We start from the raw sequence: 14,445 nt of genomic DNA on the forward strand, positions 1-14,445 counted from the left end.
TTAAAAAATTATCCAGATACTGTACCATCAGGCATAATCGCTCCTTCCAAATCAGCATCGGTGAGAATTGTTCCTGTTAAATCGGCTCCTTGTAAATTGGCGTTTCGCAATATTGTATTAGTGAGATTTGCATAACTTAAATCCGTACCTTGCAAACTAGCTCCAGTCAAATCAGTTGCTAAATCTCCCCACTGTATACTTCGGCTGAGATTGGCTCGACATAACTTTGCATGATCCAAATTAGCATGGTGCAGTGAAGCGGCTCGTAAGTCAGCGTAACTCAAATCTGCTTCACTCAAAACTGCATACCCTAAATCTGTGCGTTGGTCGGAACTAGGACGAAAATCAGCTTTAATTATCAGCGCACGAGAGAGTTTTGCACCATGCAAATTAGCACCACATAAACTAGCCTTAATTAAGTTTGCTTCATCTAAACGAGCCAGAATTAGCTTTGCACCAGTCAAATCAGCTTCACGTAGAATGGCACGATACAAGTCTGCTTTGCTCAAGTTTGTTCCCCAAAGGATGGCTTCACTCAGGTCTGCTTCCCGTAAACAAGCTTGGCTGAAGTTGGTTTTACCTAGCCGTGTTTGACGTAAATCAGCATAGCTAAAATCTGAGCCTGTAAGGTTAGCATTCGTTAGCTCTGCTTCTTGTAGATTAACTCGCTGAAAGCTGCGTTCTCCCGCTAGATAACGGTTTAAAATTTCATTTACATCCATAAATAATTACAAGTTTGTGATTGGAGATTCAGAACAGGATCAAAGCAATAACGAAATTAGTGACTAATTAACTAAATAACTTTTTAGTAATCTTACCATTTTCGTCTTACTTCTGAGTATTGGAATGTGAAATAAAAGAGTATTTCCTCTATTGATACCAGCAAACTCTGAAATTAGCCCAAATAATCTGTTTTATTCGCCGCTGTTAATTGACAGTTAGTTATAATACTAATTAGTGATTAAACAATTATTTTGCTAAAGATTGAGTCTCCCTATGCCCAAAAAGAAGCCATCCAAAACTGATCCAGCTATTCTCGCGGCAGTTGCTGACTATTTTAAAGTGCTATCAGAGGGGAGTAGATTACAAATTTTGACCTGTCTGAAATCAGGTGCGATGAATGTGATGGAGATTGCAGAGGCGACTGGTTTAGGGCAAGCAAATCTGTCTAAGCACCTAAAAGTATTAACTCAGGCGGGGATTTTAGCTCGTCAGCCCAAGGGTACTAGTGCTTTTTATGAGATTGCAGATCCGATAATTTTTGAGCTTTGTGAGTTAGTATGCGATCGCATTACCGAAAGAGTATTACAGCAAGCTGAAAGTCTGAAAGCTCTTCGTAGCAGAACTGGAGTTTTTTGAAAGAATTCCATACAACTGACATCCAAACCGCTGTCAACAACCACTTTAGTTGTTAAATAGCATCTTGCCCAGAAATATCAACCTACTTTATCTACAGGCAAGACATCATGAAAATGATTGTAGTCCACATAGCGATGTCCATCAGGGGTGTGGTGCATAATATCAACAAATCTACGATTCCAGAGAATTTGATTAGCACTATAACTATGACGAGCATGGACAACTTGTGCCACCGTTTCATCAATACCACTAACAGAAACCATCAGCAAAGAATTAGTCTGAGTTAGTAATTCTGCTGTCATTCCATAAAGAGGACTAGACTCATCAATAATATGCATTACTAACCAGGACAAAGAAAAGTTAGGTGTTTGATGACGTAAAAGTTTGAGATCATAAATTCGCCGCATGGAATATCCTTCTACTGTGATTTCATCGCGCATTAAATACATCCGCATCTGAGCTTCTAAAATCATGTTACGGCGCTGATTAGCAGTACGAAATGCCAGCGTTGGCACTCCTTGATGGGGTGTAATAACAGCTACACGGCTAAAGATCACACGGGCAGTTGGTCGAGAGAAACGGGCAAAGGCTAATCCTGTCATCACCGCAATTCCCACCACACCAATCATTGCTTCAATAGTGACAATGATATTGGCATAAGTTGTTTTTGGATACATAGCACCGTAACCAATAGATGCCAAGGTTTGCACACTAAAGAAAAAGGCATCTGCAAAAGAACCTGGTTGAGCATTAGCTATACAATCTCCTCCTAGCCAATAAGCGGAGGCAAACAAAGCATTAATAGCTACATAAAACACACAAATTAAGATCAAGAAACCAACCCAGGGAATCGTTAGTAGCAGATGGTAAGGATCACGCCAGTAAGAATGCCAAGCACCCATACCTATGATTTCAAATTGTCCATTGTGGATTTTGATGTGAACTCGTGGGATGATAACTTTTTTTTGCTTCCTAGACTGTCTCTGCAATCGAAATTTCCGAAATTTCATGGGGAGTAACCAAAAGCATGATGAATGGTAGTATGACAGAAGTGTTAAATACAGTTATAAGATCACATATCTGGTGATTATTTAATCCTGATGAATCGCAACTTTTGGATTACTGCTTTAATTGCCTTTGTGAACTCCCTGAGTTTTACAATTTTAATTCCCATTATCTATCTTTATGGTAAACAATTTGGTTTAAGCGATTTCCAAACCAGTTTACTATTTTCTATTTACTCTATCGCTCAATTTTTTGCCACTCCTGTCATTGGTAAATTGTCTGATCGTTTTGGACGTAAGCCTTTATTAATAATCAGTTTAGCGGGAACTGTTATCGCTAACTCCATAGCTGGAACTGCAACAACTGCGGGGCTGCTTTTTTTCGCCCGATTTTTAGATGGTATCACCGGAGGGAATGCTTCTGTTGCTCAAGCGGTAATTTCTGATCTCACCAGTCCCAAAAATCGCGCTCAAGCCTTTGGAATTTATGGAGCAGCTATGGGTTTAGGCTTTGTCTTAGGGCCAGCTACTAGCTTATTAGCACAACAGTTTTCTTTAGGGGCTGCCTTTTTAGTTTCTGGTGCAGTGGCGTTTGTAGCCCTGTTAATGACAATATTCTTTTTACCGGAAACTCTTCAAAGTCAAGCTACCAAATCCAAGAATATTTTTGATTTAGGCTTAGGAAATTTAATTAAAGGTTTAGCAATGCCGGGAGTCGGTATTTTGCTCTTAATTAATTTTTTAACGGGAACAACTTTTACTATGTTTACCTATGCTTTCCAACCTTACTTTATTCAAGTATTAGGTCAAAACAGTAAGTCTTTAACATTATTATTTTTATTATTTGGGATTCTAGGTGTACTTATGCAAACCTGGGGAGTGTCCGTAATGAGCAAGAAAATTGATGTAGTTAAAATATTATTTTTAGGTTTGTTTTTTCGGAGTTTGTCATTTGCTTTGATGCCACTTTTACCTAATATTACATATTTTGTGATTGTCAGTATAATCTTTTCAATATTTAATTCTCTCGTTCAACCTATGATTAGCACGTTAATTTCTCTTAATGCTCAACCACAAGATCAGGGAACTGCTTTAGGTTTGAATGCATCTTATTTAAGTATTTCTAATGGTATTGGTCCTGTAATTGCCGGAGTGATTGTCAAACAATCTAACCCCATAACCTATGGCTATCCTTTATATTTAGCAGGATTATTAACATTTTGTGTTTTAGTTTTTGCCATATATAATCGCAGAAGATATACACCTCATAACTCATAATTCATAAAAAAGGTGGGGATTACCCACCATAAAATTAACTACTATCAAAACTTTGGTTGTTGATCTTGAGCGCAGCGGTTAAACCATTCTTGATACTTTTGCTGTTGGGACTCAGTTTCTAGGATAATTGCCAATTTTATATGCTGGCACCCATTATTTTGGTCTAGAGCAATTGCGTTTAAAAGTAAACTAGCAATTTTTGGAGAACTAAACTCACCATAGACCATTAAATTACTATCAAAACTTGGAAATTGTGAGATTTGACCTGTAGTTAACTCTACACCAGAAATTTCTCCTTGACGTAAATCAATTTCTGCGAGTTTTTGATATTCTGGGCTAATTTGTTCAACAATTAAAGTTTCTCGACGAGCAGGAACTTGTATAATGTGAGTTTTAATTTGTTTACGAACAATAACCTCTCCCACTTTTTGCTTTTTACTATCAACAATTAGTTTTTCTTCTAAAAGAGGAATAATTTTTTCCTCAACCACCGCTAAATTTTCTAAATTAACAGACGCATTTATTTCTGGATTTTGTGTTCCTAGTTTTTCCGAAATTAAATATTCAGGCATATAGTTTATTGATTAGTGTTATGTGTTTATGTAAACCGATTTAATAGTTTTCTTGGAAAATGAATGAAATTATTTAGCCCGCCTATGCGGGCTAGGTTAGTTTAGACGACTCAGTCTTACTTAAAAAAATGAAAATCAAATATCAAATTGTCATTTTTTACAAACCAGTTATCGTTCTTCAATTGGTAGATTAGGGGAACTTACATCTAACTCCTCACGACGCACAGTTTCTTGAGTTTCAACCTGATCATGCTCAATTACTTTTTTAACTCTAACTTCTTCCCTGACAAATGCCTCTTTGCGAATTTCAGGTGTTTCTTCGTAAATTTCCATGCGAGCAACTTCACCTTCATGGAAGTCAGCTTCACGAGAAGAAACAGTTCTACCAGCGTCATCTGGTGTGACACGTTCAATGACAACGTGTTCTCTGTCAATTGGTACTGAAACTCGTGTTTTTTCAGTTTCTACGTGCTTACCAACTGTGACTTCCCCCATCTTGCGACGGTTTTTATTGGCAATAAGTCTTTCTTCATACAATTTTAGAGTTTGATGATCTTGCTCATTCAAGTTGAACAAATCAGGCTCATGTTCGTAGCTATAGGTATCGCGGTCGTAAGCTGATGTAGTTCTTGGTGCCGAGGTTGTTGATGAGTCTACAGGTACTGATGATTCGAGGGGAGATGATGTTTCCAAAGGTGTGGTGACATACTGGGGATTGCGATATATTCCCCGTACCCGTTCTTCATAGTCGTAATCTGCAACTAGACGTTCATTAAATTCGGGTAAATTGTCAGCTTGTTCTCTTGTTAATGCAATGGCGTAAACCCGATTGGTATTGTACTCGATACGAGTCCTACCAATGGGGAGTAATACTTTCTTACCGAAAATCCACAACCCTAAGTCAATGACTAAATAACGAAAATGACCTTCATCATCAACTAAAATATCATTAACACTACCAATCTTTTCGTTAGTTCCTTGGCTGTAAACTCCGAATCCTTTAATATCTTTACCTTCAAGGGTATCACGATAGTTAGGATCAAACTCTTGTAATTTGTAAAGAGCCATTATATTAGACCTCTTGCAATTATAGAATTTCTTAACTTCTATATGCCTATCGTAAAATTTTATCCAATTGCTATCCTCTTCCTAGAGACCTAATTTGCATGGGCTTATTTTTACCAAAAGTGATATGAGTGAGCTTTTAAAGCTATCCTTAGTAATAATAGTGAAAACCCAAAGTTATAGATTCATAAAGCCGATTTATTTATAGGATTTATTTATAGGATTTATTTATAGTTTGTTGTAGGATTTATTTATAGCAATATGAAAAATATAAAATGTTTAATTTTTTCAAAGCTTCAATATTGCAGTCAGGAATTTAAAAGTGTTTATGAACAACCTAGGAAAAATAAAAGCAGATAGATATATGAATGTAATTACTAAATACTTACCAATAACAAATAAGAATATTCAAGCAACACCTTCCAAAAGCACACCACCTCCAGATATATTAATTGCTAGGGGTTGGCAAAAAGAACAATATGTTGGTATCGCTATTCTACTCCTGGGATTAATTGCTGCTATTGGATTTATAAATCGTAGATTTGAATATGCATTAATCTTTGCTCTTACTCTGAGTGTTATCTTAATTTTTTTCTTTATTACCGTTTAAAAGATAGTAATCTTCCTTAAAGATCAGGAGAAAATTTAAGGTTAATTTACAGATGTTTTCGAGGAAATCAACTACATTTTTATATCTCACACAAAGGAAGAGCCGAAATAGAAAACTTAGCGTGTGGTACAAATACATAAAAACTGCTGTCAGTACATCCCCATATCCTCAGAGTAAATTTAGATGATAGTATTTTTGTTAACTAATATCTTAACAAACTTGTATTGAATACTACTTTAGTGTAATATATTTTGTTGTTTGTGAAAATGACCTTTTTCAGGCTTTTCACCCAATTTTCAAGGGATTATTAGACAAGGACTATTTAAAAAATAGCAAATTTTAAGCATCCAATTGAAAATTGCCCATACATCTCATTCGTTTTTTTATCAGGTGAAAAAATGTTGTTGTTTTTAAGGCTGATTGATTATTTATTAGCAGCTGTTTTTATCAGTGCTGCTATCATCATTTATTTCGATTCCGCTAATCAAGAATATGTCATAGCTGGTTCAGCAGCCTTAGCTATTGCGATTTTTTTGTTTCTACTCAACAGAAGCTCAGTTAACACTGCTCAGAAGGAAGCACAAAAAATTGAACTTGAAAAAAAAGCTGAACTTTATACCTCTTTATTAACCCTTAGTAATTCCTTGGAAAACAATACCATTATCCCTGCTAGAGCCAAAGCTTTAGAGTATTGTCAAGATTTGATTAATGATTATAAAAACATTAGAAATTGGGCAAGAAATCTTTACTACATTCTGCAAATTTCTACTGTTATTTTGTCTGGTGTTACACCAATTCTAGTATTGGTAGATAAGTTAGAAGCGGGACAAGCTTGGCTGAAATGGCTGCCGGTAATCTGTCCGGCTCTTGCTTCTATTGTTGCCAGTATAGTCACTTCTTTTCCTTTTCAGAAGAATGCAATTGTTGCTAACACAATTGTTGAGTTATTAGAAGCAGAACAAGAAAAGTTTATTTTGGGAATTACACCAGCTTATCGTTGTTATGACATTACTGATGAATCTGAACAAAAACAACGGATAAGTCAATCTGTGGAACAATTCATTACCCAAGTTAATAACATTCACCTGCAACAAGTACAACAATCTCCTGAACAGCAAAATGATAAGAAGGAACAAGCCACTACTGAACAACCCAGTTCTGATACAACTAAAACCGAACAACCTGCTTAGAGGATGTTTTAACAGTATTGGGCGAATATAAAAAAGCCTTCGACTACTGTCAGAGATACAAATAATGAGGACTTACGCAACTGGCACATTGGTAGGGTGCGTCAGATATCAACAATCTGTTTATTTGCAGGATTTATGCAGTAGTAAAGCACCCTACAACAGATTTTTAGTGTGACACTTGCGTAAGTCCTAATAATAACAGAAATTCAACCCACTCAGGTGGGTTTTCTCTTTGGTATATGTGACTTCTAGTCGGTTTATCAACATCCTTTTAAAGTGATCTATTCAATTATTAGATGATATTGTTTCTGCCATTCTCATAATCATATCTTCCAAAGTTCTCAATAAATCTTGCTCATTATAAGGTTTAGAAAAATAAGCTCGCGCACCTAATTGCATAGCCATTTGACGATGTTTATTACTGCTACGAGAAGTCAACATAGCAATAGGAATATTTTTAAATTCTGTGTTGGATTTAACACGATCTAGAAAGCTATAACCATCAAGACGTGGCATTTCAATATCACAAATTACAGCTTGAACTTTTAAGCCGCTTTCTAACTTTTCCCAAGCATCTTGGCCATCTTTAGCCTGTTCAACTTGATACCCTCCTTTTTCTAAAGTGAGAGCTAAGTAACGGCGGACATTAATTGAGTCATCGACAATTAAAATCATGCCTTTTTGGTGAGCAGGTCTAGCTATAGGTTTATCTTTTTGTGGTTTAAGAAAAGCTGTTTTTAATCTAGTTTTAGGTAATTTATTACTTCTGTGGGGACGTTGATTATTCGTAATCCAAGATACCAACTCATTAGTATTTACCAGTGGTACTACCCGACCATCACCGAGAATTGTGCAGTTGCTAAAACCTTCGGGTAAAGGTATATTTCCTTCAACTTGGCGAATTGCCACTTCTTGTTCACCCCAGCAACGGTCTACTTGCACAGCCACTGGTTGATGATCATTTTTGACTATTAACACGCTACTGGCATTAATGCCTGTGGGACTTTCTATGTCTAAACTATTGTAGTGGGAACAATTAAACTCAAAGTAATTACCTAGACGCATTAAAGGTAACATAGTATCTTGCCAGTTGAGGAATTCTCCACCATCCATTGAGAAAACCTGATCGTTTTGCAGTAAGAAGATTTCCGCAACTACGTCTGTAGGAACTGCCAAGACCATACGCTGATGTCGTACATTATTAGTATCAATCTCTACCAATAACACTCGTGCAACTGACAGTGTAAAGGGTACTGATAAAGTAAAGGTCGTGCCAATTCCTGGCTGTGTATCAACTTTAATATCACCCCGCACCAGTGTCAGGTTATTGCGAACAACATCCATACCTACACCACGACCAGATAAAGCTGTGACTTGATCAGAAGTCGTAAACCCAGGTTCAAAAATCAGGGATAGTAGTTCTTCATCATTAGCACCAGCTATTAATGCTGTATCTAAACCCATTGTGATGGCGCGTTGGCGGATTTTTTCTAGAGAAATGCCTCTACCATCATCACGCATTGTAATGATAGTGCGATCGCTGCGGTGATATCCTTTAATTTCAATTAATCCCTGTTCTGGCTTCCCTTGAGCATGACGAGTTGCTGGATCTTCAATTCCATGATCAAAAGCATTACGTAACAAATGCATTAAAGGTTCATTCAAAGCCTCTAAAATGCTGCGTTCAATTAAAGTTTTCCCACCTTCAATATTTAATTGGACATTTTTGCCATACTCAACATTTAAATCACGAATTGCTCTGGGAAAACGTTCTACCAAATCAGATAAAGGACGCATCCTCACTTGTGTTAACTTTCTCTGAGCTTGCTTAGATGTCTTATTTAGCTTTCGCGCAATTTGATCTGTATCATCAACACTCAATTGAATATCGCTAGTGACTTCTGCTACTTGAACAATAGTTTCCATCACTTCCTGAGATAACAAATTTAATTTTTGATAGGCATCCATTTCTAACCCATTGACATCTGCATCTCTGTCTGGTGTCTGATGATTAGCTGCCAAAGTTTCCGTAATAATTTTTTCATATGCTAACCGTACTTCTTGATGTTCTTGATCAAGAATTTGTACTCGTTGGCTAAGACCAAAGACTAATTTTCGTAATCTTTCTAATTGTAAATTTAGTCCATTCCTCTGGATAGTTATTTCTCCAAATAAATCATTAATCTCCTCTAGTTGCTTACTAGGAACTCGAACTGTATTTTCATGATTTTCTTTATCTTTAGAAACAGTGATAATATCACCTTTACGTTCAATTTGTTTATAATCTAAAGATGGAATTTCTGGAGTAACCGTTTTGTTTGGTTCAGGAAAATTAACAGCATTAATTTCTGGTGGTAACTCTATCTCTAATGATTCAGAATCAGTAATTACCTCCTCATCTACCAATAAATTTTCATTAATTGGGACTATTGGCGAGGTAATAACCTGCTTTTGAATATTTCTAACTGCACCTAGATGAATATCTCTTGGTAAGCTATTTTTTTGATTTGTCAGCACTAAAGCTTGCGATCGCCGCCATGCTTGCAATGCTAACTGAGCAATTTCTACAAAGCGATCAGGAGCAGTTTTTAAGTGATGATTAACTGATTCACAAAGCTGAGTAAAAGCAGTTAACTGAAGCATTTCCCCCAACCCACCCAACTCTGCCGCCATTATCCCCACTTCTTGCTGTAACTCCAGTTGAGAACTATTTGCTAACAGAGATTCTAGTCGCTGCAAATACTCTTCTACTTCGGTTTCAAATAACAATGGAATAATTCCCTGACTATCTTCTGAGGATAGCATGGTTCTAATATCTTCAGGAGACGGATCACCCAACCGCTGATGTAATTCATCAAAAATCGGATAGCAAAATGTTTTTAACCACTTATCATCTAGAGCTTTTCTTTGTGATAACAAATCTACAATTTGCCGCAGCCAGTCAACACCAGATAACAATAAACTCTGTAAATGAGTGTCAATTTCTAGGGAATTTTTACTGGTTTTCAGAACCTTAAAAGAATCTTCTAGCCGATGAGACAAATCACTCAATACCCGAAACCCCATCATAGCCGCGCCACCTTTAATAGAATGAGCGGCTCGCATTGCAGCATTGATATTATCTAAATCGATATGCTTGCTAGTATCGATTTCTAGCAAGATACTTTCTAATGTGTTTAAATAATCAGTTGCCTCTTCCAGAAACTGCATCTGGATTTCCAGTTCTTTATCATTCGTCATAAATCATTAGTCCTCAGTCATTCAGTTTTAGATTTGGAATTGATAATTTAGGAATTTATGCCACTGGTAATTAATGACTGACTTAATTGACTTTAAAAGTCTCGACAGTCTGTTGTAAATGCTGGGAAATTTCCACAGTTTTTTGTAGAGATTGAGAAACTTGGTGCGAAGAATTGCTGGTGTGTTCGGAGGTAGCAGCAATATCTTTCATCAATTGGCTCACAACTTGAGATGTTTGTACCTGAGAAATAGTAGCTGTAGAAATTGACTGGACTAAAGCATCTATTTGCTGGGACACATCTAAAATTTCACCCAAACTCTGTTTAGCATCTTCAACAATTTGGGTACTTTCAATTACTTGAGTAGTTCCTATCTCCATCGCCTTGACTACTTCATTAGTTTCTCGTTGAATTTTCTCGACAATTTGCTCAATTTCTTGAGTAGCAGCCGCACTCCGAGCCGCTAATTCTCCAACTTCTTCAGCAACTACCGCAAAACCTTGACCTTCTTCCCCAGCCCGCGCCGCTTCAATACCTGCATTAATCGCTAATAAATTAGTTTGGATGGCAATTTGATTAATTAAAGACACTACGCGGGAAATTTGCTGGGAGGATTCTCCTAAATGCCTAACTTTCTTAGCAGTTTCACCGACTGTTTCTTGCAAAGACAGAATATTCTGCACTGTCAAATCCATCGCTTTTCCACTTTTAGTAGCGGTGTGGTTAGCATGATTTGCAATCGCAGTAACTTGTTGAGCGTCATCAGCTACAGCTTGCATGGAACTGGTCATTTGTTCGACAGCTTCTAAGGTGCGATTGATCTCAGAAGCTTGTGTAAGTGATATCTCTGCTAATTGTTGGATAGCATCTTGATTTGAGCCAAGGGCTGTATTGACTTGTATCGCAGTCTGTTTGACTTGGGTGACAATATCTCGTAGGGTTTCTACAATTGAGTTGAAAACATTGGCAACAGTACCAACTTCCCCAGATACGATATCAGCTTGTACCGTCAAATCTCCGTGAGCAGCATTTTCTACCTCGGTAATTAACTTCAAAAGTTGCAGATGTAGTGTGTCTTTTTGTTGCCATTGCTGCTCTGAGGTAGCTTCTCTATTCGCTTGAATTTCCGACTCTTTGACAGAGATGGGTATTTCATTCTCTCTGGGAATTTCTACAGGAGTTTTGATTTCATCTTCAGCCCGGATTGCTACTACCGCAGATTTATCTGAATTTGGCTTTGTCATTTCCTGAGCTAACCAAGCTACAAGTAATGTCATTAAGAATGCTATCAGTGCTGTTCTATTAGCAATAAAAATCAGAAATTGTCTTTGCGGCTCAACAGCTGTTTTTGCATCTTGAGACATAATTACCTGCCAGTTGAGTTCCGGTAAACCTTTTATTTTTCTCAATGGCACATAACTGATTATTTCTGGCTTTTGATTAATTGTTTGAACTCCTGTTAAATCATTGATGTTTTGCCTAGCCAGTAAGTTCGCTAAACTAGGATATATTACTGTAGCCTCTTGCCCTAATAAATCTGACTTAGGACTGAGGAATAGTTTTCCTGAAGCATCAACCAAATAATAGTTATTATTATTGGTTAGTTCATTTTTAATGGAATTTTCTAAAAGTTGTAAAGGTATCCGGGTTCGCACTATCGCAATAGTTTTTCCTGTGGCTCCTTCTTTAACTGGTGCAGCTATATAAATTACTAAACCAACAGTTTCTAATTTTTCGGGTTGACTAATCACAACAGCGTTTTTTTGCAAAACCTCTGGGAAATATTTTTTGGTTCTTTCCTCTTGTATTGCTTTACCGCTATTTTGCAGAATTATTCGCCCATTCAGATCCAATACTGCTACACTGTCATAGGCTTTATAAGCCGTGATAAAGCGGTTTAATACTGCCTGTTTTTGGGGAAGAACAGTAGTTTGACTAACTTGAGCATTTGTCAAAAAGGGGAGATTAGAAAGTATCTGAATATCTCCATACCTTGCCAACAAAAACCGATTAATAGTGTCGCTGAAGCTAGTCACTCCAGTTTCTTGATTTATGATAATTTGCTTATTAATCGATTTACTACCAGATATGTAGGCAATTATTCCCATTCCCATTACTGGTAATGTACCAATAGCAAGTGCAAAAAATATCGCTTTTGTGCTTAATTTAAGCCGCTGCAAATATTTAAATGCAGAATTGCCAAAGTAATTTTTATTTGTCTCATTATCAGACTTAATAGCTATCTCGATTTTAGTATCAGTAACTTTTGGTGATGCCATTATAGATGCTTTATTTTTAGTATCACCATTTTGATCAGCCTTGGTTTTATTAAACATGAAATAATTCCCCTGATGTTATTAAAAATAACAGTAAAGAGCGATTCTTTATGATGACTTAATCACTGCGAAGATTAGCATAATTTACAATATTTTGTGCATCTAATACGAGTAAAGTTTCTTCTTTCTGCTCTACGCAGCCACATAAATAAGGAACTAAACTAGAAGCCACTTGTCCTACAGGAGAATGAATATTATCAGACATCAATTTAGTTGTACCTTTAATTTCTTGCACAACTAAGCCCAACAGCAATGATTCAACTTTGATAACGATGATATTATACTGTCGAAGTCGATGATCTAAGCATTCTAAATTAAACATTTTTGGCAGATCAATTACCCAAATAATCCGACTACGCCAATTCATTAATCCTAATACGCAAGTGGGCATATTCGGCATTGCTGTCACGGATTCAACTGGTATAATAATCGCCTCTTGGGTATGATTAATTGATAAAACAGCCGTAGTTTGTTGATTGAGTTGAAATTTAAGATAGCTGTTTCCTAAGGAGCTTTGGATGGGTTGATAGTACAGGGTTATTTTGGAATTTGCCATATATGGAAGATTTTTAGCTTATTGATGGCATATTTATTTACTAATATCATTTAATTGGCTATTTTTATCGTCAAATATCGAAATTATCATCAGTAAGTTTCAACTTCACGATAAGTATTATTAAAATCTCCATTGCCAGTATTAATAATTTATCTATTTGACTGGCAATTACTCAATTAGCTAATGTGTTTAGACACCATTACTAGTAAATCTGCTCTAGTGAACGGCTTGGTTAAATAGCCTGATGATCTGACAATTTTAGCTTTTGCTTTGTCAATAAAGCCTGTTCTTCCCGTTACCATAATAATAGGTGTATTTTTAAATGCTGAATGTCTCCGTAATAATGAGCAGAGTTCATAACCATCTAAATTGGGCATTTCTACATCTAACAAAATCAGATCAGGTTTACTTCTGATAATTTGCATTAAAGCTTTAATTGGGTCATTAATCAAGACTACTATGAATGTCTGTTCGTCTAAGAAATGCCTAAGAGAATTTAAAACTGCTTGACTATCATCAATACAGGCAATTGTATAATGATTTTTGCTAAGAGACGACTGCTTATTTTTGTGATTTTTCTGGTTAGCAAGAGATATTTTTGGTAATTTAGCTGATTTTTCTTCTGGTTGATTTTCTGGTAATACCTGAGTTGGTGAACTACTATGAGATGATATTACTGGTTTGATATTCTGGCGATAGCGTAACTGCTTTTGACAATGTTCTACAATCAATTGCAAATCTAAATGACAGAACTTTGGTAGTTCATCCCAAGAATTATCAGAATTAAGTTTATAGTTACCTTCTTTTAGACATAGAAATGATTCCAGGACTTCTTTTGCTAATTCTTCTATCAGCATTCCAGCTTGTGCAGAGGTAATATAGTCTTGTTTTACTAACCAGCAAATAGCATGATAGTCTGCGTTTGCTATTAACTCGGTTTGGGCTGCGGAAATTAGCCCCATCTGTTCATAAGTTACACTGTTAAAAGTGGGAATTTTCTGATTTAAGCGTTGTAAGTGACTTTCAAGACGCTCAAATACTTTAACTGAATAAGTAGCATAAGTTAGTTTACCGTCTTGTAAATAGATTGACCAAGAAACTATATTAGTAAATACATTTAAGCATCCTGTCACTCGTCGAGTACTGAGTTGTGCTAACAGGGACAGTGGATGTAGTTTCTGAAACAACCTGTAGCTACCTAGAGGAGTTGTCATCATTTTGCTTTTACTTTAGCTA

12 protein-coding genes are annotated in these 14,445 nt (G+C 36.4%); 4 read left to right on the forward strand and 8 right to left on the reverse strand.

The window, feature by feature from the left end:
• Positions 1–8 precede the first annotated feature (8 nt).
• Positions 9–722: a heterocyst differentiation pentapeptide repeat protein HetL gene (hetL, locus tag ANA7108_RS0102810; protein WP_016949244.1), complete on the reverse strand. Its 714-nt coding sequence runs from the start codon at positions 720–722 to the stop codon at positions 9–11.
• 274 nt (positions 723–996) lie between these two features.
• On the opposite strand from hetL, the gene ANA7108_RS0102815 reads away from it, so the two are divergent.
• The gene (locus ANA7108_RS0102815) at positions 997–1,359 is read left to right on the forward strand and encodes a helix-turn-helix transcriptional regulator (RefSeq protein ID WP_016949245.1); all 363 of its coding nucleotides are present in this window, start codon (positions 997–999) and stop codon (positions 1,357–1,359) included.
• A 77-nt stretch (positions 1,360–1,436) separates the two neighbouring features.
• Here ANA7108_RS0102815 and ANA7108_RS0102820 read toward each other — a convergent pair whose 3' ends face one another.
• Positions 1,437–2,369 carry an ion channel gene (locus ANA7108_RS0102820; RefSeq protein WP_026103954.1) on the reverse strand — a complete coding sequence of 311 codons (933 nt, stop codon included), beginning with the start codon at positions 2,367–2,369 and terminating at the stop codon, positions 1,437–1,439.
• Between the two features lie 90 nt (positions 2,370–2,459).
• On the opposite strand from ANA7108_RS0102820, the gene ANA7108_RS0102825 reads away from it, so the two are divergent.
• Complete coding sequence (locus tag ANA7108_RS0102825; RefSeq protein ID WP_016949247.1) at positions 2,460–3,641, forward strand: MFS transporter; 1,182 nt, start codon at positions 2,460–2,462, stop codon at positions 3,639–3,641.
• 44 nt (positions 3,642–3,685) lie between these two features.
• Here ANA7108_RS0102825 and ANA7108_RS0102830 read toward each other — a convergent pair whose 3' ends face one another.
• Both ANA7108_RS0102830 and ANA7108_RS0102835 read right to left on the reverse strand, forming a co-directional pair.
• Positions 3,686–4,213 carry a DUF2382 domain-containing protein gene (locus tag ANA7108_RS0102830; protein WP_016949248.1) on the reverse strand — a complete coding sequence of 176 codons (528 nt, stop codon included), beginning with the start codon at positions 4,211–4,213 and terminating at the stop codon, positions 3,686–3,688.
• 168 nt (positions 4,214–4,381) lie between these two features.
• On the reverse strand, positions 4,382–5,281 hold the full coding sequence (locus ANA7108_RS0102835; RefSeq protein ID WP_016949249.1) for a DUF2382 domain-containing protein: 900 nt from the start codon (positions 5,279–5,281) through the stop codon (positions 4,382–4,384).
• Positions 5,282–5,606: 325 nt separating this feature from the next.
• Here ANA7108_RS0102835 and ANA7108_RS0102840 point away from each other — a divergent pair, with 325 nt between their 5' ends.
• Positions 5,607–5,888 (forward strand): hypothetical protein, encoded by a 282-nt coding sequence (locus ANA7108_RS0102840; protein WP_237741474.1) that lies wholly within the window; start codon positions 5,607–5,609, stop codon positions 5,886–5,888.
• 398 nt (positions 5,889–6,286) lie between these two features.
• Positions 6,287–7,078 (forward strand): DUF4231 domain-containing protein, encoded by a 792-nt coding sequence (locus ANA7108_RS0102845; RefSeq protein ID WP_016949251.1) that lies wholly within the window; start codon positions 6,287–6,289, stop codon positions 7,076–7,078.
• A 285-nt stretch (positions 7,079–7,363) separates the two neighbouring features.
• Here the strand turns inward: ANA7108_RS0102845 and ANA7108_RS0102850 are convergent, their stop codons facing one another.
• The 4 genes from ANA7108_RS0102850 to ANA7108_RS0102865 all read right to left on the reverse strand — a co-directional run bounded on the left by ANA7108_RS0102850 (position 7,364) and on the right by ANA7108_RS0102865 (position 14,426).
• Positions 7,364–10,318 (reverse strand): hybrid sensor histidine kinase/response regulator, encoded by a 2,955-nt coding sequence (locus tag ANA7108_RS0102850; RefSeq protein ID WP_016949252.1) that lies wholly within the window; start codon positions 10,316–10,318, stop codon positions 7,364–7,366.
• 82 nt (positions 10,319–10,400) lie between these two features.
• A complete protein-coding gene (locus tag ANA7108_RS0102855; protein ID WP_016949253.1) occupies positions 10,401–12,653 on the reverse strand; it encodes a methyl-accepting chemotaxis protein in 2,253 nt (750 codons plus the stop codon).
• 58 nt (positions 12,654–12,711) lie between these two features.
• Complete coding sequence (locus ANA7108_RS0102860; RefSeq protein WP_016949254.1) at positions 12,712–13,209, reverse strand: chemotaxis protein CheW; 498 nt, start codon at positions 13,207–13,209, stop codon at positions 12,712–12,714.
• Between the two features lie 176 nt (positions 13,210–13,385).
• Positions 13,386–14,426: a response regulator gene (locus ANA7108_RS0102865; RefSeq protein ID WP_026103955.1), complete on the reverse strand. Its 1,041-nt coding sequence runs from the start codon at positions 14,424–14,426 to the stop codon at positions 13,386–13,388.
• Positions 14,427–14,445 lie beyond the last annotated feature (19 nt).

The organism is Anabaena sp. PCC 7108, assembly GCF_000332135.1.
Classification (GTDB): domain Bacteria; phylum Cyanobacteriota; class Cyanobacteriia; order Cyanobacteriales; family Nostocaceae; genus Anabaena.